18 protein-coding genes are annotated in these 26,996 nt (G+C 43.9%); 11 read left to right on the top strand and 7 right to left on the bottom strand.

Annotated elements, in window-relative coordinates:
• Positions 1 to 82 precede the first annotated feature (82 nt).
• From B9T29_RS00725 to B9T29_RS00735, 3 genes are all read left to right on the top strand, one after another.
• Entirely contained in the window at positions 83 to 1,048 is a 966-nt protein-coding gene (locus tag B9T29_RS00725) for a DnaJ C-terminal domain-containing protein (protein ID WP_086174079.1), read from the top strand.
• 10 nt (positions 1,049 to 1,058) lie between these two features.
• The gene (locus B9T29_RS00730; protein WP_086174080.1) at positions 1,059 to 1,397 is read left to right on the top strand and encodes a chaperone modulator CbpM; all 339 of its coding nucleotides are present in this window, start codon (positions 1,059 to 1,061) and stop codon (positions 1,395 to 1,397) included.
• A gap of 93 nt (positions 1,398 to 1,490) precedes the next feature.
• Positions 1,491 to 1,748: a YdcH family protein gene (locus B9T29_RS00735; RefSeq protein WP_086174081.1), complete on the top strand. Its 258-nt coding sequence runs from the start codon at positions 1,491 to 1,493 to the stop codon at positions 1,746 to 1,748.
• A 99-nt stretch (positions 1,749 to 1,847) separates the two neighbouring features.
• Here B9T29_RS00735 and B9T29_RS00740 read toward each other — a convergent pair whose 3' ends face one another.
• The 6 genes from B9T29_RS00740 to B9T29_RS00765 all read right to left on the bottom strand — a co-directional run bounded on the left by B9T29_RS00740 (position 1,848) and on the right by B9T29_RS00765 (position 16,188).
• Complete coding sequence (locus B9T29_RS00740; protein ID WP_086174082.1) at positions 1,848 to 3,083, bottom strand: magnesium transporter CorA family protein; 1,236 nt, start codon at positions 3,081 to 3,083, stop codon at positions 1,848 to 1,850.
• Positions 3,084 to 3,340: 257 nt separating this feature from the next.
• The gene (pnp, locus tag B9T29_RS00745; RefSeq protein WP_171263943.1) at positions 3,341 to 5,428 is read right to left on the bottom strand and encodes a polyribonucleotide nucleotidyltransferase; all 2,088 of its coding nucleotides are present in this window, start codon (positions 5,426 to 5,428) and stop codon (positions 3,341 to 3,343) included.
• A 268-nt stretch (positions 5,429 to 5,696) separates the two neighbouring features.
• Positions 5,697 to 5,966: a 30S ribosomal protein S15 gene (rpsO, locus tag B9T29_RS00750; RefSeq protein ID WP_005007057.1), complete on the bottom strand. Its 270-nt coding sequence runs from the start codon at positions 5,964 to 5,966 to the stop codon at positions 5,697 to 5,699.
• A 965-nt stretch (positions 5,967 to 6,931) separates the two neighbouring features.
• Complete coding sequence (gene recD / locus B9T29_RS00755) at positions 6,932 to 8,707, bottom strand: exodeoxyribonuclease V subunit alpha (RefSeq protein WP_213033291.1); 1,776 nt, start codon at positions 8,705 to 8,707, stop codon at positions 6,932 to 6,934.
• A 63-nt stretch (positions 8,708 to 8,770) separates the two neighbouring features.
• Positions 8,771 to 12,472 carry a UvrD-helicase domain-containing protein gene (locus tag B9T29_RS00760; RefSeq protein WP_086174085.1) on the bottom strand — a complete coding sequence of 1,234 codons (3,702 nt, stop codon included), beginning with the start codon at positions 12,470 to 12,472 and terminating at the stop codon, positions 8,771 to 8,773.
• Between the two features lie 8 nt (positions 12,473 to 12,480).
• On the bottom strand, positions 12,481 to 16,188 hold the full coding sequence (locus B9T29_RS00765; protein WP_086174086.1) for an exodeoxyribonuclease V subunit gamma: 3,708 nt from the start codon (positions 16,186 to 16,188) through the stop codon (positions 12,481 to 12,483).
• Between the two features lie 185 nt (positions 16,189 to 16,373).
• Between B9T29_RS00765 and B9T29_RS00770 the strand changes: the two genes are divergently transcribed.
• Positions 16,374 to 16,871, top strand: a complete 498-nt coding sequence (locus tag B9T29_RS00770) for a hypothetical protein (protein ID WP_086174185.1) — start codon at positions 16,374 to 16,376, stop codon at positions 16,869 to 16,871.
• A gap of 54 nt (positions 16,872 to 16,925) precedes the next feature.
• Here B9T29_RS00770 and B9T29_RS00775 read toward each other — a convergent pair whose 3' ends face one another.
• Positions 16,926 to 18,344 (bottom strand): phosphate--AMP phosphotransferase, encoded by a 1,419-nt coding sequence (locus B9T29_RS00775; protein WP_086174087.1) that lies wholly within the window; start codon positions 18,342 to 18,344, stop codon positions 16,926 to 16,928.
• Positions 18,345 to 18,549: 205 nt separating this feature from the next.
• Between B9T29_RS00775 and B9T29_RS00780 the strand changes: the two genes are divergently transcribed.
• The 7 genes from B9T29_RS00780 (at position 18,550) to B9T29_RS00810 (ending at position 26,981) form a co-directional block, all read left to right on the top strand.
• Positions 18,550 to 19,254, top strand: coding sequence for an FFLEELY motif protein (locus B9T29_RS00780; protein WP_086174088.1), 705 nt, complete (start codon positions 18,550 to 18,552; stop codon positions 19,252 to 19,254).
• Positions 19,255 to 19,424: 170 nt separating this feature from the next.
• Complete coding sequence (ubiE, locus tag B9T29_RS00785; protein WP_086174089.1) at positions 19,425 to 20,369, top strand: bifunctional demethylmenaquinone methyltransferase/2-methoxy-6-polyprenyl-1,4-benzoquinol methylase UbiE; 945 nt, start codon at positions 19,425 to 19,427, stop codon at positions 20,367 to 20,369.
• A gap of 11 nt (positions 20,370 to 20,380) precedes the next feature.
• Positions 20,381 to 21,043: a ubiquinone biosynthesis accessory factor UbiJ gene (locus B9T29_RS00790; RefSeq protein WP_086174090.1), complete on the top strand. Its 663-nt coding sequence runs from the start codon at positions 20,381 to 20,383 to the stop codon at positions 21,041 to 21,043.
• Positions 21,044 to 21,055: 12 nt separating this feature from the next.
• Entirely contained in the window at positions 21,056 to 22,675 is a 1,620-nt protein-coding gene (locus B9T29_RS00795) for an ABC1 kinase family protein (protein WP_086174091.1), read from the top strand.
• A gap of 203 nt (positions 22,676 to 22,878) precedes the next feature.
• Positions 22,879 to 24,570: a hypothetical protein gene (locus tag B9T29_RS00800; RefSeq protein ID WP_086174092.1), complete on the top strand. Its 1,692-nt coding sequence runs from the start codon at positions 22,879 to 22,881 to the stop codon at positions 24,568 to 24,570.
• A 53-nt stretch (positions 24,571 to 24,623) separates the two neighbouring features.
• The gene (locus B9T29_RS00805; protein ID WP_086174186.1) at positions 24,624 to 25,724 is read left to right on the top strand and encodes a hypothetical protein; all 1,101 of its coding nucleotides are present in this window, start codon (positions 24,624 to 24,626) and stop codon (positions 25,722 to 25,724) included.
• Positions 25,725 to 25,898: 174 nt separating this feature from the next.
• A complete protein-coding gene (locus B9T29_RS00810; RefSeq protein ID WP_086174093.1) occupies positions 25,899 to 26,981 on the top strand; it encodes a patatin-like phospholipase family protein in 1,083 nt (360 codons plus the stop codon).
• The last annotated feature ends 15 nt before the right edge of the window (positions 26,982 to 26,996 follow it).

The following is a 26,996-nucleotide window of genomic DNA, read 5'->3' on the forward strand; positions in this document are numbered from 1 at the left end:
ATATGGTACAGATCTACACTGTTGCAGATTTATGAAAAACATAATAATGATTAAAACATAATCAATTTTAGCTTCTCAGTTTATGCCTAAAAGTCATTACGAAGTTCTTGGTATTAACCGCAATGCCACGCAGGATCAAATAAAGAAAGCCTACCGCAAACTGGCTCGAAAATATCATCCTGATGTCAGCAAAGAGAGCGATGCCGAAGAAAAGATGCAAACCATTAATGTTGCCTATGACACCTTAAGCAACGAAGAGAAAAAAGCTGAATATGATTTTCAGCTTGATCATCCTGAAGCTTTTTATCAATCTGGGGCGCAGACAGGAACCGACGGTTTTGATAACGCACACTTTTACCGGCAGGGATTTAATCAGCAGCATTCCAATTTTAGTGATTTTGAAGATCTTTTTGGACGCTTTGGTTCGGGTTTTGGTGGCGGCAACTATCAATATCAAAATCAGCAAAGACAGCAACAGCGCAGTTATAAAGGCGAAGATCAGCATGCCAGTCTAGAAATTGATCCTGAAATTGCTTACCACGGTGCCACCCAACAAATTACCTTGCAAATTCCAACCTTAAATGCCTATGGAGAGCCTGAAGTCCAGCGCAAGACCTTGCAGATAAAAATTCCCAAAGGCATGAAAGAAGGCCAGCATATTCGCCTCAGTGGCCAAGGTCAAAATGGTATCAATGGCGGACAAAATGGCGATCTGTATATCGAGATTCACTATAAGCACACTGCACGGATCCGGGTTGAAGGTGCCGATATTTATTACCACGTTGATATCGCACCTTGGGAAGCAGCATTAGGTCAAGGCATTGAAATATCAACCCCTGACGGTAAAAAAATTCAGGTGAATGTGCCTAAAAATGCCAAAACCGGTCAACAGTTACGACTCAAGGACAAAGGGATTCCGAGCAAAGTGCCAGGTCATCTCTATCTGGTTTTAAATGTCGTGTATCCAACTGCACAAACTGAACATGAACAGCAGGCTTATCAAGCTTTTGCCGAAGCTTTTGCAACATTTAAGCCTCGCAATGCTTAAGGAGAACATCATGGCGACTATTCATTATCGTGAAATAATATCTGATGAATTTAATCCTACAGATGTCATTGATGAACATTACAGTTTTGATTTAAAGCATTTTGCTGATGCGTGTGGACAAAGTCCGGAATGGGTTTTACAGCTACTTGAATACGATATTTTAGACACGCGTCCAGAAGAAAGAATTCATCAATTTTTTGGTGACGATGTGTCGCGTGCACGTCGGGCCTACCGTTTACAACGCGACTTTGATGCCAGCTTTTCTGCTGTGGCAATGATGCTCGACTTGATTGATGAAGTGCAACGATTACGCAAGCAGGTGAAACACTTCAATGTAAAAGATGCTTAAGGCTACTTTTCTGCCTCCAGCGTACCGTTTATATAACAGGTACGTGGTGGTTATTTTGTTCTGAAATTCAACGCTGGAGAATAATCTAGGCTTATGAAAACCAAAGAATGCAATAAAAAAGTGAAGAGAATGTTTCCTGAATATCAGGAATTGATCCATAAACTACGACATGATGATCCTCATTTCGCAAAAATATTTGAGAGCCATCAGGAACTCGATAAGGAGATTACCCAGCTTGAGCTCAATCCGATCAATTTAATTAATGATGATATTGATTCATTAAAACGCAAGAAGCTCAAAATGAAAGATGAAATTTATAAAATTTTGTCGCAGAGTGTTCAAGTGAGCTAATCTTCCAGCAGACTAAAAATGGCAAAGACCATTTTGGGGTTTGAATAAACTGACAGGATTGTGCATCACACATAGCGAGCGGGAATAAAAACTGACCTTTTATTTTAACTTGGTCAGTTTTTCAACTTCTTTCATGGTTTCTTTGACCGATTGCTTAATCGGCTCATAGTTTAAAAACCAGAACAGGTTCACGTGTTGATCTTGATGTTGTTGGGCCAATAAATCAATCACACTCTTTTCCCCGCGCCCCACCAGATGCCGACGATAAAAATAATAAACCAACAGTATCGTAGTGATCAGCATTACCATCAGCATGCTCCAAAACCCGGTTGGAGATTTTAAACCTGGAATAAATTCAAAGTTCATCCCATACACCCCGGTCAATAAAGTCAGAGGGGCAAAAATTGCGGTGATAATAGCCAGAATACGCATATTTTCATTGGTCTGGTTGGCAATTGCAGAAAAATGCAAATCTATAGCTGCCTGAATGGAGGCACGAAGACGAACCATATGCTTTTGAATCCGGCCCACATGGCTAACCAGATCATCCATCCGCACCAGCATAATATCTTGCCGTTCAGACTTTTTCTTGCCTTTTAAATGGGGGTAATTATCTACAATTTCATCGCGTAGTTCTTGTAAGGCATCAATCTGTTCTTCGCAAAGATTCTCTACTTGCTGAAAAGTCATGCTTTCCTGAAATAACTGATTCCATTTGGTAAATCTGCGATGACCTTGCAGTAATTCTTGCTGCCAAAACTCTACACGCCGGGTCAGGGGGACACGTAAATCTAAATAACCATCTACAATGCTATTCAATAATCGTAAAGCCAGGTCTAAGGGGGTAGTGGAAACTTTGCGTGATTTGTTTTGATCTTGAACAGGACGGATAAAATTCATTTCAATCCGTGAGATATAATTCTCAACCGCCCTATTGCCTTGTTCACGCACTGTAATGAGCACCTGAGGCGTCATGATAAAGCTAACCGGTGTGGTGGCTAAACCAAACATCTTTTCATGCTGTTCCAGTGCTTGTGCCCCGGTCTTAATATCATCATCAGGTGTAATCAGTTTACGAAAAATCAGTAAATCATAATTTTCCATGGTATCGAAGGTACAAGGATGCTCCAGGTTCAAAACATCTTTCAAATGAAACTCGTTTAATATCAGCTGAGTATATTGATAAATTTCTTTTTGCCACTCATCCGCACGGTTCACTACATCCTCCCGGGTGCAATCCACCCATACAAAGACTGGTTCAGCTTCAGTATTTTGGTCTTTTTGTACAAAAATATGCTGTTCAGTGGGATGTTGGTAGAAATAATAAACCTGCATATAAACAATTCTCTGGTGCACTTTCTTATTGTTGGATTGATTGAAGTTTCAATAATTCAAAGCTGCGATCTGGCATAAAATTATGAGCTGCGCGCAAGCGTTAAGCAATAACATACAACTGGATTTGCAAATTTTAAATCAAATTTTCTCTCTGCCCATAAAAAAGCCCTGAGCAAGCCAAAGTCAAAACTTTAGCCAAGCACAGGGCTTTCTTTATAGATATTCACATGGACTCAGCCATGTGAATACTCAAACCATTAAACTTGTTCGATGTCTTTCATAGTCAATTTGATACGACCACGGTTGTCGACATCAGCAACTTGAACCTTGATTTCTTGACCTTCTTTCAATACGTCTGCAACGTTCGCAATGCGTTCGTTAGAGATTTGAGAGATGTGAAGTAAACCATCAGTACCAGGAAGGATGTTTACGAACGCACCGAATTCAACGATACGAATGACTTTACCAGTGTAGATTGTACCTGGTTCGATTTCAGCAGTAAGCGCCTGGATTTTTGCAACAGCAGCCATCGCAGCAGCTTTAGTTTCACCAAATACGCGAACTGTACCGTTATCTTCGATATCGATTGCAGCTTTAGTTTCTTCAGTGATTGCACGAATAGTTGCGCCGCCTTTACCAATGACATCACGGATCTTGTCAGGGTTGATAGTGATCACTTGGAATGTAGGAGCGTGCATAGAAATTTCAGGACGAGCGCGTGAAATTACTTGGTTCATTTCATTCAAGATGTGCATACGACCAGCATAAGCTTGGTTCAATGCAGACTCCATGATCTCTTCAGTAATACCTTCGATCTTGATGTCCATTTGAAGTGCAGTAATACCGTTTGCAGAACCTGCTACTTTAAAGTCCATGTCGCCAAGGTGGTCTTCGTCACCCAAGATGTCAGAAAGAACTGCGAAACGCTCGCCTTCTTTCACAAGACCCATCGCGATACCCGCAACTGGTGCTTTAAGTGGAACACCTGCGTCCATAAGTGATAGAGAAGCACCACATACAGAAGCCATTGAAGATGAACCGTTAGATTCAGTGATGTCAGATACGATACGGATCACGTACGGGAAGCGGTCAGCTGCAGGAAGAACTGCTTGAACACCACGACGCGCTAGACGACCGTGACCGATTTCACGACGTTTAGGACCAGATTCACGACCAGTTTCACCTACAGAGTATGCAGGGAAGTTGTAGTGCAACATGAAGTTATCAGTTTTAGTACCTGCAAGGGTATCAACCATTAACGCATCACGTGTATTACCCAAAGTCGTTGTTACCAAGGCTTGAGTTTCACCACGTGTGAACAATGCAGAACCGTGAGCACGACCCAATACGCCCACTTGTACGTCGATTGCACGAACAGTTTTCGTGTCACGACCATCAATACGTGGTTTACCAGACAAGATGTTGTCACGTACTGTGCGGTATTTTAAGTCTTCGAATAATTCGTTTACTTCGTCAGCAATGCCAGTTTCGTCATTTTCAGGAACGAATTGAGCCAATGCTTCTTCTTGAAGTGCATCAAGCGCTGCATAACGTTCATGTTTAACAGCGATTGTGTAGGCTTCAGAGATTTTAGCTTCGAAAGCTTCTTTCAGTTTGCCAAGAAGGTCTTCGTTTTTCTCAGGAGCAGTCCAAGTAGACTCAGTTGCACCAGCTGCTGCAGCAAATTCTTTAATTGCCTGGATCGCAATTTGCATTTCGTCATGACCAAAAAGCACAGCGCCGAGCATTTGGTCTTCTGAAAGTTCTTTAGCTTCAGATTCAACCATCAATACTGCTGATTCTGTACCTGCAACCACAAGGTCAAGATCACTTTCTTTTAACTGTTCATTGTTCGGGTTAAGAACGTATTCACCATTGATTAAACCAACGCGCGCACCACCGATTGGACCACGGAAAGGCGTACCAGCGATAGCAAGTGCTGCTGAAGTACCGAGCATTGCAGCAATGTCAGCATCCATCGTTTTGTCAGAAGAAATAACAGTTGCTGTTACTTGAATTTCGTTGAAGTAACCTTCTGGGAACAAGGGACGAATTGGACGGTCGATCAAGCGTGAAATTAAAGTTTCAGCTTCAGAAGCACGGCCTTCACGTTTACCGTAACCACCCGGGATACGACCTGCAGCATATTGTTTTTCTTGATAGTTAACAGTTAAGGGGAAGAAATCCTGACCTGCTTTTGCTTTTGGTTGCGCAACAACAGCAACAAGTACTGTTACGCCGCCCATAGTAATCACTACTGTGTTTGCCTGACGAGCAACACGACCTGTTTCTAGGACAACTTGATGTTGACCAAATTGGAATTCTTTACGAACAATATTAAACATTGACATGTATTTTTCTTTCCTAGTTCTTTTGAACAGTTATTCTAGTGGAGACCCCTAAGGTTTGGCATTCACATCAACTGCATAAATGACAAAGCTTAGAAGCCGACCTCACTAGACTATAAAAATGTATGAATACACTATTTTTAAACACAAAGAAGGAGCGAAACAATCGCCCCTTCCCCATTACCTAACCAAGGCCAGGTATACTTTAATTTTCAGTAATACAGCATTTAACATGCAATAGTCCGAAAAAATAAGTTTAATCGAATTAACGACGTAAACCTAAAGCAGCGATCAAAGCGCTGTAACGAGTAGCATCTTTACCTTTAAGGTAGTCAAGAAGCTTACGACGTTGGTTAACCATACGGATAAGACCGCGACGGCTATGGTGGTCGTGTTTGTGTTCTTTAAAGTGACCTTGCAAATCATTGATTTGGGCAGTTAAAAGAGCTACTTGAACTTCAGGTGAACCAGTGTCGTTTTCAGCGCGAGCAAATTTAGCAACGATCTCTGCGCGATCTGCGTTTGTTAAAGCCATTCGATTTCTCCGAGATGCTTAAAAATTACATTTGATAGAAATCAATTGATTTCTCAATTGACTGCCGTGCATCACTACAGCAAGTGCGTTATTTTAAGGGAAAAGTCAGGGGATTGCAAAAAGAGAAACTGCTTTTCATCTTTTAATATCAATTCATTGAAAAAGCTTCATTTTATCGTTTGAGCTTTGAATTTATTGATTGCCGGTTAAATCTTCCCCTGAAAAAGGCGTGGTGCAAATTGTTTTCCCAGATTTAAAAAGCACTTATTTTTATTTTATTCTCATCCATGTAAGATAAAAAAAAGCCCAAGCTGGGCTTGGGCTTTTTTTGCGCTGTAGTTTCTTCTATTTTAGTTATTATTCTTTTATTTATAGTCATAATTTACGCTGTTCGCGTTTATTATTATAAACATTCCGTGTGTGAAATTTTACTTCCCTATGTGGTAGATTCTGCCACAAAGCATTCTGTAAAAAAGTGGGCTTTCTCGTATCTCTTTGTAAGCATTTTCGTACATTAATTAATATTTCTTATGTTTCATGTAACCAATCAAATAAGTACTATTTATTAAAAATTAATTACTTAAGGTTAAATAAAATATCTAACTTATACAAAAGCCGTCATATTCCTCCCCATTTAATTTTTACTTATATAACTGGGTCTGAATAGTGGCGGTTTCAGCCAATCATTTTTGTAATAAATCGTCCATTTTTGCATATAAAAAAGCCCTGTAGTCTCTCCCAAAACTACAAGGCTTAGCGGCTGTAAGTTTCCTCTTTTTCCTTACTTCACTGTAAGTTCGCTGTCTTTCGACATTATTATTATATTATGGCGATTTTGCTCAATTTTCCGTATCGAGCTTTTTATGTGCAGCTATCATCTCAAAAACATTCATAAAGCTCTATGCGGCAATTTCTCGAATCACTGTAAGCAATTTCGTACAAAATTAGAAATTATTTATTTATTGTTAATCATTTAATGCATTGTTTACTTTGCCTAACAGTCCGCTTTTTCTTATGGTTTTAATGGTTAAAGACTGGATGAAAGCCTCTTGATCCACCAAAAGACTCACTACTTTCTTGGCCCGGGTAATGGCCGTATACAGTAATTCTTTACTCAATAAATTTTTTGCAGCTTCATCTAAAACCACTGCCGTATGGGTAAATTCCGAACCTTGCGATTTATGAATGGTCAGCACAAATGCCGTTTCAATACTTTTGGGTAAGCGGGTGGCAGGTACCCATTTTTCCAGGCTAGGGAAATAAACTTCAAACTGGGACTGCGCATCTCGACTACGCTTAAAACAAATTCCGATATCTCCATTCGACAGACCCAGCTGGTAATCGTTATAGGTCATCATCACCGGACGGCCGACATACCAGTCGCCCTGTTTGCTCATATGTAATGCCAAAGCTTCCAGCAGACGCTGTTCCATTTGCACATTCAGCTGGCGCAAACCCAAGGCACCATGCCGGATAGCCGCCAAAATACGGTAATCATCAAAAACCTTGACCACCTGTGTTACCCAAAGTTCAGGTTCATCTGCAGTTAAATAGCTTTTCAGCACCGCAATATAATTCTGATAACCCAGCATCAGTTTGTCGTAATAGGCCGTACGGTCGAATTGTATGGACATGTGGGCAGGAAGATATTCCAGTTGAATTTGATCTTGCATTTCGGCCTTTAAGGCAATCGCTTTTATTTCAGCAGGTTGCACAATTTGCTGGGCAAAATGCGCTAATAGCGCTGCATTATTTTGCCCCGGCTGTTGCAGTTGAATAAATTCGGCCATCTGTCCAATCAGCGCCCCGGCTTTAAAACGGCGACTATTGACTAAATTGACCCGATTTTCAACCAAAGCCGGCACCTGTTGTAAGTCTGCCAATACCGAGCCGACATCGACTGCAGCGAGCTGGTTGGCATCGCCTAGTAAAATCAGGCGAGCATGATCCGGCACCGCTGACAGCAGCATATTGGCCAGACTGAGATCCAGCATGGATGCTTCATCCACCACAATCACGTCATAGGGCAAAGGCTGCTTGGCATGAAAGCGCGGTTGCTGGCTGCTTCCCAGACCCAATAAGCGGTGAATGGTAATCGGGTTAAGTTGTTTTAACTCATCACTGACTAAATTCTGAAGTTTTTCATCATTTAGCGAGTTTTGTAGTGCCTCTTTCATTCGCTGCGCAGCCTTACCGGTCGGTGCAGCCATGGCAATGCGGATATTTGGCATGGCTTGATTCAGCACGGCAATAATTCGGGCCAAGGTATAGGTCTTCCCCGTTCCCGGTCCACCGGTAATGATATTCAAGGCTTGCTTCGCCACCATACTCAAGGCTTCAATTTGGTATTTATCGCTGAGTAAGTCTGGATAAGCAGAAAGATCCACCGCTGCTATGGATTGCTGTTTTAAACGTGCGACTTGCCGGGCCAAAGACTGCTCCAGTGCCCAGTAACGATATAAATACAAATGCTGCTGATCGAAAACAAAGGGTGCGACCTGATCTTGTATATTATTTTCAATATTTTCAGCCGAAATCACCAGATCATGCAAGGTTTGAATCTGTTGCACTGTTGCCGAAATACAACTATCCCCTTGTTGAATAGCCTCCAGAACCTGCCCGATAATGTGGCTGCTATTTTCGTCCTGCGCCACATCACTAAAAGGCTGCTGGCAAATAAACTGACTCCAAGTGCTGATCCATGCAGCGCTTTGGTCATCTTTATATTGTTTATTTTCCACACAGTTATCCTCAAAGTTATCCACAACTCAATCTATTGTTTAAAAGCCATTAATTTCGCTACATCAGGCGATTTTGCTGCTTTTATCTTCAGCAAAATAGCCCAAAATTGCATCGAGACGCAGAATAAATTCTGCCTCCGGCTTCCAGTGATAAAAACCCTGTTCGGCTTGCCCGTTCATGCCACGCAAATACAGATAGCTCGCGCCGCCCAAATGCTTTTCGATGTCATAATCCTGCATCTGCACGCTTAAATAACGGTGCAAGGCTACCAAATATAAACCTGCCTGTAACCAGTAACTGGCTTGTGACATACTTTGTCTGATTTCCTGCGCAAGATAATGAGCTTGATCGGTGCCTAAAAAATTACTTTTGTAATCGGCAATATGATATTGCTGACCATCAAAATAAACCAGATCGATGGAACCGGTTAAGTAACGGGCAGAATTGGCCTGATTAAAATCCAGCATATCTATGCCATGTTCTGCATACAGTTGATGAATACGCTGAATCGCCAAGACATGATCCGACAAGGACAGATAAAAAGGAAATTCGGCTAAATGCTCATTTTCATCCAGCTGGTTCAACTGAAAGTCCGAATGCAAAGGTGTTTGTAAAACATCATTCAACCAATCTGCAATCAACCCAATTAAATGATCTTCTGTTCCCTCAATAAATTCTTTTTCATATTTTTTGAATAATTCATCCCATAAATTTTCATACTTATTTTTAAAACGACGGCGAATTTCTAAAGGCCAATCCTGCGGATCATGGAAATCGATATGTTCAAAAATTTCATGCAGGAATGTTCCGGCTACCGTCCCCATTGGGAAATTACGCTTAATCCATGAAAGCGGCTGTGTGGTTGATGCAATTTCAATCTTTTCAAGCACATGGATTTCATCGGCGGCGCTAGACAACTGTTCTATATTGACAGCCAAGGCATCCATAGCCTGTTTACGGCTTAAATGCTGGGCCAAGGCACTGAAACTGGTTTTGGAACGCGGATAAAAGCGCTGACTCGGAAATTGCAATGCCTGTAAAGGCAAAGGTTCCTGCTGCTTGGCTTGCAGCTTGACCGGTCTTTCATTGATTAAGGTTTCATCGGCACTGGCAGGATGGGCAAAGTCTGTCCCACGCCAGAAAGCCAGACCATGACTGGACTTAGCTTCCTGATCCTGCAACATGGCATAGACCCGATGGCTAGCCCGGGTCAGTGCCACATACCAGAGCCGGTGTTGTTCAGCCACAGCACGGGCATTGTGCTGATCTATCGCATTTTGATCGAGCAGATTTTTGTCATTGACTGCTACCACACGCTGGACTTCAACTTTGCCGGTGACCGGATGAATATGATCCACGGTGGAAAAATTCAGGGTCTTGTTCATTTCCCGAAAATCTTTATCTGCCCCAAGCAAAAAGACGATTTTAAATTCCAGCCCTTTGGACTGGTGGATGGTCATCAGCTGCACCCCTGCCTCATTCGACAGTTTGCGTTCCAGTTCCCACTCCCGTTCTGCCGGAGATTGCAGCTGTTTTAAATACCAGTGATAAAGCTTTTGCGCACCCTGATATTGTTCGCTGTGCTGACTCAGTAATTCAGTCAGATGGCGCAAATTGACCACACAACGTTCATTATCGCGGCTCTGGGTCGCGACCAGATTTTTCCAGACCTGAAACAGGTTCAGGCAATACTGCCAGGCAGTTAAAAAGCCTTTTTGCAGCCACATTTCGCGAATGCAGTCGAAGTCATAAATAAACTGGCTTAAGCCATCTGCCTGAGCTTCCAGCTGAATCAGCTGTTGTAAATTAAAGCCCAATAACCGGCTCAGCAAGGCACGTTTAATCTTGCCTTCGTCATAAGGATGCATGATGGCGCTGAGCACAGCACCGACATCTTTGGCCACCTGATGATCGAACACGCTGCGCTTGGAAGGACGATTGACCCGAATCCCCAAACGCTCCAGTTCATATTGGGCTTTATCCAGACCGTCATGGTTTTTCGATAAAATCGCAATATCATTTTCCTGCAGATATTTGGGCCCGGTCTTTTCTGCCAGATAAAGCTTTTCCTCAATGCCCTGATTAAGTAAATCCTGAATTTTCCAGGCCACCTGAATCGGTTCATGTTTTTTATCTTGCAGCATAATCCAGCGCAGCGGTTGGTGATTCTCACCATGCACATCTATAAGTGCAGGATGAGGACGGGAGCCGGCCTGAACCGGGCTGTAACTGACCTGTTCCCCAAAATCCATCTGCCGCTGAAACAGGGCATCGACCGCCTCCACCAGCACCTTCACCGAACGGTGATTATGCCGCAGGCTGTATTCCCGGCCCTGTTTGGACAGCACATCGGCACGGGCCTTGTTATAGGTCAGCATGTCGCCACCGCGAAAGCCGTAAATAGCCTGCTTCGGATCGCCGACCATGATCATGCAGCCCTGATGATAACGCTTGCCATCCCGCCAGATCCGCGCCAGCATGTTGTCCTGATCCTGGTTGGTATCCTGAAATTCATCGACTAAAATAAGCGGATAATTGGTCTGGACAAATTTGGCAAAACGCAGCCCCTGTTCACCCTGCAAGGCTTCAGACAAGGTTCGGATTTGCTGGGCAAAGGTGGTTTCGCTTTTCTGCTGCAACACTTGCGGCAGGCGCTTTTTCACTTCACGGCTGAGATAAAATTTCAGATAGGCATCCAGCAAGTCCAGATCCAGATTAAGTTTGGCCAAGGCCTCGCAAAAACTTTTTAGTTTTTGAATTACCCCATGCTGCTCAAACTGATTCAGCACCTCTACAGCACATTTATTCAGGACTTTTTTGGTGGCCAGATCACTGAGATTTTTCAGGGTCGTTTCAAAATGCGGCGCAAACAAGGCATAGCAACGCTGCTCAGCCAGCGCCTGAATAAAGGCCGGTAAATCATCACACAAGGTGCGTTGCATCAAGCCATCGGTGCGCCATTTTTTTCCGATAATGGCATGGTGTTGTCCATCTGCGGAATAGTATTCGCTCAACCCGGCAATCAGGCATAAATCCAGCTGAATAAACTCATCCACCAGTTGCTCAAACTGGTTTAAATCCAGCTCTGGTGCAGGGACTTCCTGAAACTGCGCCGAAGCAAAATTCAGGCTATTTTCCACCACCGGCACATAGGCATCCTGTGATTTCAGCTTTTGATTGAGCAGCAGATAATCCACCACATTTTGCGGTTGGGACTGAATCCATTCACGCAGCACATCATGAATTAGCTGATAGGTATAACTTTTGGCATCATCGGTAATATCGGCACGTTCAATCTTGCCACTTTCAAAGGAAAACTCGCGCAGCAACTTCTGGCTGAAACTGTCCAGCGTCCCCACAAACAACTCATCCAGCTGATCGAGTACCAGCTTTAACCGTTCACGGGAAAAATCCACCCGCGTGGCATAATCGCTTAAAACTTTCTGAAACAAAGGATCGGTTTCAGCCGCGATTTTGGCCTGAATTTCAGCTTCAGTCAGGGTTTGACAGTGTTCAAAATAACGTAAGGTTTCCACCAGACGTAGCCGAATCCGGTTTTTCAGTTCTGCTGCAGCTTTACGGGTAAAGGTGGTGGCAATCACCTGATTGGGCAAATACGGCCCAAGAAAAATCCGTACCATCAGACTGGATAAGGTGAAGGTTTTGCCTGTACCTGCGGAAGCTTCAATCCAGTGCAAGCCCTTGAATTGCATATCGACAATCGGGTGAAAGGAAATGGGCGTTAATGTTTGAGGATGATTCATGTTATTTTTTATTCTTCAATAACCTGTTGATGCAAAAACACCGGTTGATAGAGCTGATAGGAAAATTGCGCACAGGCATCTTCCAGCAATGCAGTGGCATCCTGTTCCTGTAAAATAAACTGCCAGTCCCGATGCATTTTGGTCGCTTCATTATCCGCCACCGAAAAGCCGCTGAACTTGCCATCTTCATGCCAGTCTTTATAGATCACGTCCATGTCGTCAATACACATCTGATTCTGTTCATTCGGCTGCCAGTCATGTTGTTTGTCTTTTTCAGCAATTTTCAGCAGCAAGGCCGCAGGTAAAACCAGCGGCTGGGTCTGTCCATATTTCCAGGCAGCCAGCCAGTGATCCAGCCACTCGCGTGCCTTGTTGGAAGTTACCCCATGACACAAGATAGTCCGGTCACTAAATACGACTATTCGCGCCAGTTTTTCACCACCCTCGCCCATGTTCAAATAAGCCAGCCAGAGCAAATACTCCAGCCAGACTTTGGCACGACGCTTGGCACGTGCACTGGAAGCATCCAGACTGACCCATTTTTCTGCACCATGCTTGGGTAGGCTGATGTTCATATAAACATGATCATTGACCTTCCAGACCTGCTGTGTAGTGGGCGTCACTTCGGTCGCATATTTCAGCAAACGGTCTTTCAGGCGCTGCTGTTCTACCAGGCTGATTTCCCAGCTACTGTGTTTTAGCTTGCCAATGGGAAGCTGATCCATCAGTAATTCCGGCTTGCTTTGCCCTTCCTGCTTTTGCAGGAACTGGCGCACGGCATAGCGCCCCAAACCATCTAATAACAAAGGCTCATCCACGGCAGGCAAATCTTCCGGACGCAGGTTTTCTACCCCCAGAGTCTTTAAATATAAACGTGCAGGGAAAGTCACATCCTGAATCCACTGATGGCTGTCCAGCACCTGAATATCCTGTTGCAGCAGCTGATAAGGCGTATTCACCCAGGACGTCCGCTTGCCAGTGGCATGCCGAATCTGCCCGGCCACACAAAACCACTGGTCCTGATAGCGTACCGGTCTGTTGCTTTCAAAACCTACCGGATCAAACGGCAATAAGGGATGAACATGATAAAGTGATCGCAGCTGTTCAGGCACCTCCACACCGTTGATGTTCACCGTTGCATCGGCTTGGGTTTCGGGCTGTTTGGACTGCACAATAAAGGCCAGATGCTGCACCAGTTCCTGCAACACGGTAGAAGGATCACGCACTTCACCATCGTTAATGTCGAAACCATTATAAAACAGCCACAGGTTGTCCTGAGCCAACAGCAGGTGATCTAAAAATGCGCCCTGATCATCCTCCAGACGGGAACGGTCGCCCAGTTGCGGCTTGAGCAAATCCATCAAGTCAAACGGCAAATGCTGGGTTCGGTTTGGAAACTTGCCGCTATCCAATCCCAGCATCACTATCAATTTGTAGGGTACAGGACGAATCTGCCCAATCTGGCTAAAGGTAATCTGTCCAGTCGGTTCGGCATGTTCCAGCTGAGCTTCCAGGGTATTGTTAATTTCTGCCAGCAAATAAGGCAAAGGCAGGCTTAAACTGCGCAAGGCATGATGGTCATGCTCATCGTAAAAGCTGGCCAGCGTCAACATACGCTCTTGCTTTTTAATAATTTTATAAACAGTTGTTAAAGATTCGACACCGGCTTGCTCAAATTCGGCAATGTCCTGCATCAGGCATTTTAACCACTGCTCCACTGGCACAGTTTTGCCTTGCTCATGGGCAATCATCCAGTCACGGCGAGCATCAAAATCCTGATAAATTTGGATCAGTTTGCCAATCAGCTCAAAATCACTCGGCAAGACCTGGGCAAAACTAAGCGTGTTATTGAACAGGGTATGTTCAGGAATGGCAATACCCAGTGCCAGCCGGTCGAGTGCAAATTTAAAACTGAAACGGTAATCTTCATCGCCCTCGCACAGGCTGCGTTTTAAATGCTGCGCATCCAGCCCCCGCTTAAAGCCGGCATCAATCAGTAATGCTGTGATGCGTTCAATTGAATTGACTTCTAAACTATAGAGCTGCTGGGTTGCACTTAGGCTGAGCCAGTCAGCAAAATCCTCAATGCTGAAACGCCCTTGAATCAGTTCAATGCGTCCCAACACTGCACGCCAGGCATTCAGCGCATCCAGCTGGGTCACCCCGGCAATCTGAATCGGTAAATAAATACTGTCTTTGGACAGTTGATGACTGCTGCCCGTTTTTTGCTGGATCAGATCGCGTTCACTCGGCGGTGGTGCAAATACGCTACGGATCAGCGGTTCCAGTTCGCTTAAACTTGGGCTAAGTACCAGAATGTCACTCGGCCGGCGTGGTGCATCTTTTGTGCCTTGTGCCAGCCAATGAATCAGTTGCTCTTTTAAAACTTCCAGCTGGCGCAAACTGGAATGACAGACATGAATCTGAATCGAATCATCCTGTTCATCCAGCACATATTGATGCTGTTCCGGTTCGACCAGATAGAGAATATCGGACTGGATTTTACCGAGTAAATTTTCCTTATACTCATCCACAAAGGCATCTGCCCAGACCCCATCTTCGCCTGAAGACAAGTTGGATAATAAAGAGAAATGATCCCGTGCCTGCTTACCGAAACGGGTCAGCAAAGGATGACGTGACTCGCGCTGTTCCGCATTGAAATTTAAAGTAAATTCCTGAAAGAATTTTTCAATATCGGCATCACTGGCTTTACTCTTGTTCTGCTGTTCATATTTGGCAATAAAGCGTTCTTTGACCCGCACGTCATAACGTGCTTTCCAGTTCGGATCGACACTGTCTGCCCAATATTCCTGTGAAGGGTTGTAATGCAGAATATAAATATCGATGTATTGCCCCAAACGACGGACAAACTCCAGCTGCATCGGCGGTAAATCCAGCAAGGTAAAAATCACCAGTTGTCGTGGCAATTTTTTTAATGCAGCTTTGCGTGTTTCTGGATTGTCCAGAATCTCCCAGAACATGGCATCAATACTTTGCATCTGTTCAAAGTCCTGATGAAACACTTCCTGCCACAACCAGCGCTGCCAGGCTTCCAGCTCACGGGCCTGATTTAAGGTAAATTCGGAAATCTCGCTATTGGTCTTAAAGAACATGTCCTCAATAGCCAGTTCCCTGTTCTGCCCCCAAGCCTGCAACCAGTTAGTCTGACAGTTACAGCTATGAGGTGGACAATTTTTCTGGCAATGTCCACGATATTCCATGTAATGGGTGAACAGGCGCGATACCTGTTCCGCAACCCAGTACAGCATGCCCTGCTTTTTCAGCTGTTTCTCTATACCCTGTTCCAAGCGGTCGGCACTGTCATAAATTCGCTGCACGATGGGATGGAGTGGATGATCCTGCGCCAGAGGATTCTGTTCAGCCTGAATAAAGGCTTTCAGTGCCTGAAACACGCGCCACTTAATAATAATACGGGGGATGTTGGCTTTACGAACCTGCTCTTTGTGCTCAGTCAGCACCCATTGATAGGCTGACCACTGCAAACCACGAATACGGTGATGGAACTGGGTATTGGCACTGATGCCTTTTTGTTCGGCTAATTTTTGCGTTAACCAAGCTTCTACCGCATGCGACGGTACAATAAAATGCTGGCTTTGCAGAACCTGAAAAGGTGTAGTGGCAGGCTTATTCACGGTCGTCAGCATGGCGTGCACAAGCACGTCTATACGCTGACTTTGAATCACATGAATGGCCATTACTTACTTTCTCCAGTTTTTTTTTGCAAAATGAAATGCCTACAAAAGCATAAAGATTATTTACTATACATCTGCATCTGTCTATGTCACTTTTAATTGGACATTGAATTTAAAAATGCTTTGAAATTCACACCTTAATGATGGTTGAATAGAACAAATAACACGAAATTTAAGGTATTTACATGATGAAAATAGATAAAATCCCAGACGCAATCGATCCCCAACTAAACTTGGAAAGCATTCGGGAAGAATGCCTCGAACTTGTCAAAAAACGGGCTTACTGTTCTGCAGGTGCAGCCGTCATTCCTGTTCCATTTCTCGATGTGGTCATCGATGTCGGAATTTTGTCACAACTCATTCCGGATGTGAATGCACGTTTTGGTTTGGCTCCTGAACAAATCAGTGTCTATGATCCGCAAACCAAACAAGTGCATTGGAAGGAACTGCGCAAACGTGGCGTAGAATTTTCCGGTTTGGTGGTTGCGCGTACGGCAGTCAAAAAGTCCCTTAACAATGTGTTAGCCAAGGTCATCACCAAACAGGTGACCAAATTTATTCCCTTAGGCGGACAAATTATTGCCGCAAGTCTGGGCTATATGGTCATGAAAAAAGTAGCCGATGCCCATGTAGAAGATTGTTACAAAATTGCTAAAAGTATTCAGCAAAAGCAGCCGGTGAGCTAAAAATTTTTGTTCAGCATGTCAATAATCAGATAGATAAATCTCGCTGCTGAGAGCTTAATCCGCTCTCAGCTGTTTTAAAATGGCTCTTAATATGGCTAAACGCCCGGTATTTTTATCATTGCCAGCAATGATATGCCACGGTGCATAGGAAGTACTGGTTTTTTCGAACATATCAGCGGCAGCATCCAGATAGGCATCCCATTTTTCCCGATTGCGCCAATCCTCTGGAGTGATTTTAAAGCGTTTGTTTGGCGTCTCTTCACGGGCTTTAAAACGGGCGGCCTGCTCATCCTTGCTAATCGCCAGCCAGAATTTGATCACCACAGTTTGACTATTGGCCAAATCCCTTTCAAAGCGGTTAATTTCCTCATACGCCCGCTGCCACGCATGCTCACTGACCAGTCCCTCCACGCGCTCTACCAGCACCCGCCCATACCAGGAACGGTCAAAAATCCGGATGTCTTCATCGGTTTGCAACTTGGTCCAGAAACGCCACAAATACGGATGACGCATCTCATATCGTTCAGGGGCTGAAATACTGTGAATGTCATATTCTCGCGGATCCAGATTTTTCACCAGACGTTTAATGGCGCCGCCCTTTCCTGCCGCATCCATACCTTCAAAAACAACAATGGCTTTACGGTCATCAAAACGTAGCGCCTCTGCCACTTTTACCGATAGCTCTTTCAGCTCTTTTTTGTAGTCTTCTTTAGTCGTGGGCTGCTTTTCCGGGTGCAGCAGCAGCTCTGGAATAGCTGCCTGTTTCCATGTGGTTTTTGCTTCGGTCGGGTGCTTGGGACAATCTTTCAAAGCCGCCAAAATGATCTGTGCAAATTGCTGATTACGCGCTTTTTCATCTTCACAATCAATGATGTTCCAATCCTTGATAAAACGCTGACTGAGATTTTGCAAATTGTCATATTGCTTCTTATTGCGCCAGTCCAGACCATGCAATTTATGCCAGCGTATTTCGCTGGGATCCAGATTATCCAGCCGCTTCTGCAAGGATTTCCAGGACAGGTCAAACCAGACCTTAACCACATCGACATGGTTATTTCTTAAGTCCTGCTCAAAAGCCTGCATATCTTCAATATAGGCATCAAACTGGGTTTCATCGAGAGGTTTCGACACATGCAAGGCTGTGGCCAGCAAATCGCTATACCAGTTATCAAACAGCACCATGATCTGCCCTTCGGCAGGAATAAAGCGTGCATACGGTTGCCAGAACGGCTGTTTCTGATTAAACATGATCGGTGCATCGGCCTTGACCAGCAAATAACGTGGATCGACCCATTCGCGCAGCTGCTTCACCGCCTCGCCCTTTCCTGCCAGCTCAATGCCATTGACCAGCACCAGTACGCTTTTGGCATTGTTCTGATCGCGGGTATCTTTTAAAAAATATTGTGCTTCAATCAGATTCAGGGAAAGCTCATCTTCATCCAGCAGCGGATTTTTTGTTTTTTTGAGTGTCATGTTTTCCCCTTCTTTTCTTCTAGATTTCAGTCTATTCAAGCATAGTACAATACTGAATTTAAACCCATAGTGTTTATATTGCGTATAATTGCTTCGTTTTCCAGCAAACTGACTTAATTTAAATCATTTTTCTTGCAGTTTGTCATAGCGACTTTGCCCATCTCGCTCTAAGATTTAGCCATCTAAAAAATAATAGAGACACAGAATGTCTAAACTGGCTGCATTAGATGATCTTTTAGAGTTGTATTATCAATTAAATTATCATCAAAATCCTGACATTTTTCGGCGCCTGCAAGATGTACAGGCCTGGCAAAAACAACGTATGCAAGCTACCCATAGCAAGCCGTTTGCGGAAAAGCATAATGTGTTGATGTCGGAGTATTTTCTAAATCGCCTGTATGGCGGTCCGGATTTTGATGCACTGGCTGAGCAAATCGCGCGTTTAATGAAATATGCCCATAAGGCAGAAAAATTGATTCCTGAAAATGCCGTTAAAACAGGTACATCAGGCGTATCTTTGGCCATTTTTGCAGTCCAGCTGGATGAGCAGGTGGCAATGCAGTTGCTTGAGGACTATCATCCGCATGAAAGCTTAAATGATGAGATGATGCGACTGACCTATCTAAAACTGGATCAGGGCCAACAGCGCTTGCAGCAGCTGGATTTACTCGATCAGCTGGGCTTAAGTTTAGATAAATACATGCGCTCATTTGTGGTTTATACCGCCTTTAAAATGTGCAAAGGCACAGCCAGCAAATATAACTTCGACGTGATGTATGAGTTTATGCAGGATGGCTTTTTAGCAATGAAACCGTTAAAGTCGGCAGAGAAGTTCGTGAAAGATTTCACTGCGGTTGAACGTCAAATTATCCATAAGGTTCATGCAGGTGATCCTGATCCATTTCAGTAACTTTATTATGGTGATGGAAATAACAAATTTGCGCAGTGAATAAAAACACAGAACAGATTTCTGTATATTATTCATAACAATTGCATGCGGATTGCTGTACAACGTCCTAGAATCTGTCATCATGCAAGCACTGCAACATTAACCCTATTTTTATGTTAGGAGTGACTCTAATGTCTAACGAAAATCAAACGCCTACCTCGACACCAGAGCCGGCACAAAAAACAGACAAAGTGAGTCCTTTCTTAACTGAGCCCCTTCCGCAAGGGACTGCACAAGGTCAGCAACAATCACTACAACAACAGTTGACCGATACTCCAGTAACCGGTTCAGTACCGAAATACAATCTTCCACGTGGTGCCAACACCGGTAATGTCGGTGCAACCACCCATTTCGGTTACCAGACAGTAAGTAGTGAAGATAAAGCCCAGAAAGTGGCAGAAGTGTTCCACTCGGTCGCAAGTAAATACGACATCATGAATGACCTGATGTCATTCGGTATTCACCGTTTATGGAAACGTTTTGCCATTAACATGTCAGGCGTACGCCGTGGCCAGCATGTACTGGATATTGCAGGCGGTACAGGTGACCTGGCTAAAGTATTCAGCCGTGAAGTCGGTCCTACCGGTCATGTGGTACTTTCAGACATCAACGAATCGATGTTGAATGTCGGTCGTGACCGTTTGATTGATGCGGGCTGCACCAATGTCGATTTTGTTTTGGCCAATGCCGAAACCCTGGAACCTTTTGCAGACAACAGCTTTGACTTACTCACCATCAGCTTCGGTTTACGTAACGTTACCGATAAAGATGCGGCACTCGCGGCAATGTACCGTGTACTTAAGCCAGGCGGTCGTTTATTGGTGCTTGAATTCTCTAAACCGGTGTTTGAGCCCTTCTCTAAACTGTATGACTTGTATTCGTTTACCGCTTTACCAATCATGGGCAAAATTATTGCCAATGACTCGGAAAGTTATAAATATTTAGCCGAATCTATTCGTATGCACCCAGACCAGCGCACCCTCAAAGGTATGATGGAAAATGCCGGATTCCAAAACTGTGATTACCACAACTTAACTGGTGGTATTGTGGCGGTTCACCGCGGCTTTAAACTTTAAGGTTTTATGCTATGTGGTCGATTCTTGCACTCGGTGCAGTTGAACGATTAATTCATCATGTAATTGATTTGGATGCGATTACCCGTATCCAGCTCAATCAATTGCAAGGCAAAATGTTGCGTGTGGTGATTGAGTCACCGCAGCTGTCTGTCAATGTGTTTTTTGACGACAACAAGGTGCGCCTGGAACCAACCGTTACCGGTCAAAGCGAATCACCTTCCATTTTTGAACAACGTCCATTCGATAAAAACCAGCAGATTTCGGAAGCGACTGCGACCTTACAAGTTAAAAATGTAGTCGAGCTGATCAAATTGCTGCTGGCAGATGATGTTGGCAATATTCCGCTGCAAGGGGACTATCACCTGTTGCAGGATATTCAACGCATCATGCAACAGGCCGAACCGGATTTAGCTGCGCATTTAAGTCCGTGGATTGGTCCTGCCTTGGCCCATGAACTGGGAAAAATCCAGCTGGCACCCAAACATTTAAAGCGTTCATTAGAAAGTTATTTATTCTTTGCTGAAGAGGCGTTAAAAGAAGATACCGGTCTGTTTGCCTCACGTTGGCAAATGGATGATTTGCAACAAGATACCCGAATTTTCAAGCAAAATTTAGATCGGGCTGAAGCCAAAATTCAACAGCTTCAGGCACAGATTGATTCAACTCAAAACTAGGTATAAGCATTTATGATTCCGCACGTTTCACGTTTACTCGAACTTTGGCGCATCGCCGCGCACTATAGACTCGACACGTTGTTTCCTGCTGAAGAATTACCTGAAAAAGCCCGTCATGCTTTAAGCCTGATTCGCATGCACCCTGCGGCATGGTCCAGTCGTGAACGTAAAAATCCGCTGAAGCTGAAACAAGCTTTGGAGGAAATGGGGCCGCTGGCGATTAAACTTGGGCAACTGCTTTCAACCCGCCGAGATTTGATTCCACCCGAAGTTCTACAACAGTTGGTATTACTGCAAGACCGTGTTAAACCCTTTGACAATAACCTTGCCAAAATGCGTATTCAGGAATCGCTAAAAGCCGATGTGAATACCTTGTTTGCCCGTTTCGATGAACAACCGCTTGCCGCAGCTTCCATTGCTCAAGTGCATACCGCTGCCCTGCATGATGGTCGTGAAGTGGTGGTGAAAGTCACTCGTCCCAATATTCGCAGTCAAATTTTACAGGATTTCGAGATTTTAGACTGGCTCGGTGCTGCCTTAGAAAAACGTTTAGAGGCTGCCCGCGCTTTGCATCTTTCTGAAATTATTCAGGACTATCGTCAGATCATTCTGAATGAACTGGATCTGACTTTAGAAGCTGACAACACTCGTCGTATGCGTCATTACTTCACCGGCTCAGGCATGATGTATGTGCCTGAAGTATATATGGACAGCAAAGACGTGATGGTCGCTGAACGCATCACCGGTGTGCCTATTTCCGACATTGCCACTTTTGACCGTATGGGGATGAATCGCGCAGACTTGGCAGAAAAAGGTTTAACCATCTTTTTTACTCAGGTGTTCCGCGACAACTTCTTCCATGCCGACATGCACCCAGGAAATGTGTTTGTCGAAACTATTAATCCGAGTAATCCACGCTTTATTGCGCTCGACTGCGCGATTATGGGTGAGCTGTCCAAACATGATCAAATGACTGTGGCACGCATGTTACTGGCAGTAATGAACAGTGACTTTATGCAGTTGATTCTTGTAGTGCATCAAGCCGGCTGGATTCCACCGGGTACAGACCAAGATGCTTTAGCGCGTGAAATGCGTCGCACGGTGGGGCCAATGGTATCGAAGCCGATGCATGAGCTGGACTTTGCCGGCATCCTGATTCAGGTCATGGATATTGCCCGTCGTTTCCATCTGGAAATTCCGCCGCAATTGATGCTATTGCTAAAAACCTTAGTGCATGTAGAAGGCTTGGGAACAGACCTTTATCCTGAACTGGATATCTGGAAACTGGCAAAACCAATCCTCACCGATTGGATTAAAGCGCAAATGAATCCTCAGAAGAACCTGAAGGAATTGGGGCAAAAAATTCCAGACCTTATTCTGGGTGCACAGGATTTACCAAGCCTGATGATCGATAGTCTGAACGGTTTAAAAAATCAGTCGGCCTGGCATTCCAAACAGTTGCATGAACTGCAAAGCATGCGTCTGCAAATGGAACATCAGCAAAAACGTAGCTGGATTTTCGGTAGCTTGATAGCGATCTTGTTATCGATTGCGATTATTGCACCGTGGTATGTATCCATTATTTTAATCCTGCTTTCCAGCTTGCTTGCCGTTTGGCGAATTGCGAAATAAGATTTCATATTCAAAAATAATATTAGCCCGCTTATGGCGGGCTAATATTATTCATAATATCTAAAGTTATTATTCAATTATTATTTTTAATGATTTGTTGCATTTAGTTCAATTTAGGTGTTTTTTTCACTTATTTTTTAACCATTTTTTTGTTATAAAGTAAAGCATCACTCATAACTAAAACTTAGGCTTTAGGGGATACTATGTTCAATCGGACTTTTAAACTAACAACATTAGCAATTGCAACTTCATTATTAGCGGCTTGTGGTGGTGGGGGAAGTAGTTCGTCTACGCCTGCTGCACCCACTATTAACGGTCTGGCTGTAGATGGTCCACTAGCAGGTGCTACAGTAACTTTCACTGAATGTAATAATGCGACCACAACAACAAAAAGTGACGGTACATTCACCTTCCCTCAGGGCTGTACATCAAGCCCTGTAACCATCACTGGTGGTATCGATACAGCGACTGATTTACCGTTTACTGGAGAAATTAAAGCGCCAAAACGTACATCAAATGAGCAAAACACCATTGTAGTTTCGCCAATTACTACACTCATTCAGGCAAGTATCGCAGCGGGTGCTACACCTGAACAAGCAACGCAACAAATTGCAACAGCTTTAAATTTAACAGGTAAAGATTTACTGTCAATTGATCCAATGAAAGATCAGGAAGTCTATGCCAAAACTGTTGCAGTGCAACAAATGGTTGAACAAATTCAAACTGTTGTCGCATCTCTAGGCGGTAGCACCACTCAAGCGGACTTAAATACTGTAGCATTTTCTGCATTACAAGCTGCATTGTCTACAGCTCCGGCTTCAGAAAACACATTGACCAGTACCGCGACCATCACAGCTGCAATTTCGGCAACTGTAGAAGCAGTAAAAGAAGATTTACCAGCCGAGACTGCGGCAAACTTGGCAAATGTACAAACCAACCTCGCAGCTTTAAGTGCAGAGGTGATTGCAACCAATGTTCAATCTGTAGAAACTGCGATTCAAAATGTACCTGCTGCAACATTCAGTCAAGGTACCGAGAGTATTAAAACAGTGACGCAAACTGCAGTGGTTGAAGCCAAAGAGTCTATTGCTGCTGAAAAAATTGTCACTGCTTTGGCACCTGTCCTGACTCAAGCACCTGCTCAAGTTGAAGAATCACTGAAGGCAATCAGTACAGCTGTTGCTAACCCAGAGGCACCAACATCTGGCACAGCAATTACAAATGCAATTACGCAGATTGAAACTGTTGTACCTGCCGGAACTATTACTCCTACAGTTACCGATGCTGTTCAAAATGCAAATTCATTCTATACAGACTATTTAGAATTGAATGGCTTTAGTGTACAGGGTACAAGCCAACCGATTACAGCACTAAACGCTTCACTCATTAACCCGATTCAAGTACCAAGTTTAAATAACCTTTTGGTGGGTATTACTTCTCAAGGTACATATGCAACAACGGCTAACCCAATTGCTGCTGCTGCTGCATTACACATTAGTACTGGCACTAAAACATTAACAATCTCTGCAAATAAGTTAAATCTTAACTTTAGTGCAGGTACATTAACTGCAGCTACCATTCCAGCAGGTACAGAGATTAAGGTTGATTCAACAATCAATAGCTTAAAAACTACTTTCACTGTAAACGCTGAGCAAAATGTACTGAGTAACGGTAAGATTGCCCTGAATACAACAACTTTAGGTTCATTGTCAGCTTCTTTAGCAACTCAGCTCAACAGTTTTAGTTTGAAAGGTGACACTGTTACCGTAACTGCAGTCATTAAGGCAACACCTGTTATTGCTATTAACAATGGTAATCCTGCTGTTGCCCCTAAATACACTTTAGGCACAACGGATGGATTTGGTTTATCAGCTAAATTTAAAGTAACGCAATAAGTGTGAACAAAGAGCTGCTGCAAAGCAGCTCTTTTTTATCATCTGGAAAAAATATGAAAAATATATCCACCATTCTGGGATTATTTTTAGGTGGTACTGCTGTTGCCTACGCTGCCCCGAATGATCCGTACCTACATGCAAAAAACTTTAATGCTCCTGCTTCTACACTGCAAATAGATCTTGCAGTGGACGCAGTCAATGACAGCATTGATATCTTTAATATGCGTGAGAGTGAAGGGATTACGGATAAATCTGCAGGAGATTATCAAGGCTTTCACCTCTCTGCAAAATACGATTTGAATCCACAATGGTCAATTGAAGGGGCATATTGGCACCGTTCAATTGATTACTCTCAAGATACCAACAAAATTCAAAGTGCGCTTCTCGCAGCCCGCTTTACGCCCGAACTGAATCTAAAAAAGAATGATGCTTTAAGTTTCCGCACCAGCATTTGGGGAAATACTGCAGATACATTAACCAAATCGACACCGACCACAGTTAATCAACGAACTTTTCAACAGGTCAATGTGGAAGATCCTCAAGACTTTCAAGTTCAGTTTGATGGTATTTTCTCACGAAAACTTGATGTTATGAATCAGCTGAATGCTTTTGCCAGTATCGGCTACAGCAAAGTAGAAGTCAGTAACCTGTACCTTCAAGCGATGCAGCAAGGCTGTTTAATGAATGTCAATATCAATAGCAGCAACCAATATTCAGGAAATCTGGCCCAACCCTGTACTAAGGGTGGAATTACACTCACCAACCTTCAAATCAGCGGCAACGCCAATGAGTTTGGACTGGATGTACAGCAAGATTTAAACTATGAAAGTTACTATGCCGGCTTAGGCGGTTCATGGAACTGGCGCTATAAACAATTTGAAAGCCAAATTGCCTATCAATATCAGCGTTTATGGCGCGATAAAATTGATGACCGCATCAGCAATTTTGGCAACGCGGCGATTAAAGACAATCATACCCTTGGCGCAAAATTCAGCTACGATTTCACTCCACATATCACCGGTTTTATGCAGGGTGAAATCTACCAGAACAACTTTGTCGGCAACATTCCCTTTCTCTATAACGGCGTAACGGCATCACGCTTGGATAAACGTTATGGACTGGCTTCTTTAGGGCTCAATATTCGTATGTTCTAGGCTTAAAATCCTTGATCTAAGTTAAAAAACCATTTATCGATCCGCAGCTTTATAGAAGCTGCGGATTTTTATTATTTGTATTGACTCATGAGTCACCAACTGAATCATCTCGCCATTGTTGCCCTGAGCTAGCTACTTAAAATAAGCATATCCTTATATATTTAATAATAGATCATGACGCAAATCCTGCAAAAACGTCCCCCAGCATTAAACATCCGTGCGGGTCACTTGGCACGTCAATTGATTGAAAAAGATGGTTTACTTGCCCAGCAAGTCGATATTATCCCTGGCGCTGCAGGTGGTCCCAAAGGGATTGGTATTCAAGGTTTAGATCAGGCCATTTTCGGTGATTTCTTGGCTCAGGCACCACAGCGCAGAACCCTGATTGGCTCATCTATTGGCAGCTGGCGCTTTGCCAGTATGGCTGCTTGGGGGGCGAAAGAAGGAACTGAACGCCTTTCAGAACTTTATACCAACCTGTATTTCCATAAAAAAATGACGCGTCAGCAGGTAGGAAATATTTGCCGCGAGATGCTGGTTAATCTGGTGCAAGGCAAAGAACAGCAACTGGTTAAGCACCCGGACTATCATCTGGCCGTCATCTCGGTCAAAGCCCAGCACATTTTCCAGAGTGACAGATCCCTGCCTTTACTGGCATCGGTAGCAGGTATCGTCAGCAGCAATGCCTTGGCACGCAAGCATAACCGTTTATTTATGCAGCGGGTCATCAGCCAACCTGAAACGGGCAAGCAGTTTAAGGTACAAGATGATTTTGTCACGCATTATCAGGCTTTAACCCAGGACAATGTCACACCTTGGCTGATGGCATCTGCGTCCATCCCCGGAGTCATGGCAGCTATTCGTGATATTCCAGATGCGCCCAAAGGCAGCTACCGTGATGGGGGTTTAATTGATTATCACCTTGACCTGCCCTTTGAAAGTCAGGGCATTGTGTTGTATCCGCACTTTAGCGACAGCATCACCCCGGGTTGGTTCGACAAGATGCTGTTAAAGAAACGCCAGGCCAATCCTGAAAATCAGGCGCGAACTTTACTGCTTTCACCTTCACAGGACTATTTGCAATCTTTACCACTGGGACGCTTGCCTGATCGTAAAGATTTCACTTTAAAAGGCCTGGATCAGAAAAAACGGATTCAGATGTGGAATCAATCAGTCGCAGAAAGCCAGCGTTTGGGCGATGAATTTTTAGAAATGGTCGAAAAGCAAAACTTCCCACAGTTTATGCAGGATTTATAAACCCATTTTAAATAC

Origin of the sequence: Acinetobacter sp. ANC 3903, assembly GCF_002135315.1 — a bacterium.
GTDB lineage: Bacteria > Pseudomonadota > Gammaproteobacteria > Pseudomonadales > Moraxellaceae > Acinetobacter.

Bases quoted from the DNA above. Each gene is read 5' to 3' on its own strand.
- B9T29_RS00725 (WP_086174079.1), top strand. From the start codon at position 83: ATGCCTAAAAGTCATTACGAAGTTCTTGGTATTAACCGCAATGCCACG.
- B9T29_RS00730 (WP_086174080.1), top strand. From the start codon at position 1,059: ATGGCGACTATTCATTATCGTGAAATAATATCTGATGAATTTAATCCT.
- B9T29_RS00735 (WP_086174081.1), top strand. From the start codon at position 1,491: ATGAAAACCAAAGAATGCAATAAAAAAGTGAAGAGAATGTTTCCTGAA.
- B9T29_RS00740 (WP_086174082.1), bottom strand. From the start codon at position 3,083: ATGCAGGTTTATTATTTCTACCAACATCCCACTGAACAGCATATTTTT.
- pnp (WP_171263943.1), bottom strand. From the start codon at position 5,428: ATGTTTAATATTGTTCGTAAAGAATTCCAATTTGGTCAACATCAAGTT.
- rpsO (WP_005007057.1), bottom strand. From the start codon at position 5,966: ATGGCTTTAACAAACGCAGATCGCGCAGAGATCGTTGCTAAATTTGCT.
- B9T29_RS00760 (WP_086174085.1), bottom strand. From the start codon at position 12,472: ATGAATCATCCTCAAACATTAACGCCCATTTCCTTTCACCCGATTGTC.
- B9T29_RS00765 (WP_086174086.1), bottom strand. From the start codon at position 16,188: ATGGCCATTCATGTGATTCAAAGTCAGCGTATAGACGTGCTTGTGCAC.
- B9T29_RS00770 (WP_086174185.1), top strand. From the start codon at position 16,374: ATGAAAATAGATAAAATCCCAGACGCAATCGATCCCCAACTAAACTTG.
- B9T29_RS00775 (WP_086174087.1), bottom strand. From the start codon at position 18,344: ATGACACTCAAAAAAACAAAAAATCCGCTGCTGGATGAAGATGAGCTT.
- B9T29_RS00780 (WP_086174088.1), top strand. From the start codon at position 18,550: ATGTCTAAACTGGCTGCATTAGATGATCTTTTAGAGTTGTATTATCAA.
- ubiE (WP_086174089.1), top strand. From the start codon at position 19,425: ATGTCTAACGAAAATCAAACGCCTACCTCGACACCAGAGCCGGCACAA.
- B9T29_RS00790 (WP_086174090.1), top strand. From the start codon at position 20,381: ATGTGGTCGATTCTTGCACTCGGTGCAGTTGAACGATTAATTCATCAT.
- B9T29_RS00795 (WP_086174091.1), top strand. From the start codon at position 21,056: ATGATTCCGCACGTTTCACGTTTACTCGAACTTTGGCGCATCGCCGCG.
- B9T29_RS00800 (WP_086174092.1), top strand. From the start codon at position 22,879: ATGTTCAATCGGACTTTTAAACTAACAACATTAGCAATTGCAACTTCA.
- B9T29_RS00805 (WP_086174186.1), top strand. From the start codon at position 24,624: ATGAAAAATATATCCACCATTCTGGGATTATTTTTAGGTGGTACTGCT.
- B9T29_RS00810 (WP_086174093.1), top strand. From the start codon at position 25,899: ATGACGCAAATCCTGCAAAAACGTCCCCCAGCATTAAACATCCGTGCG.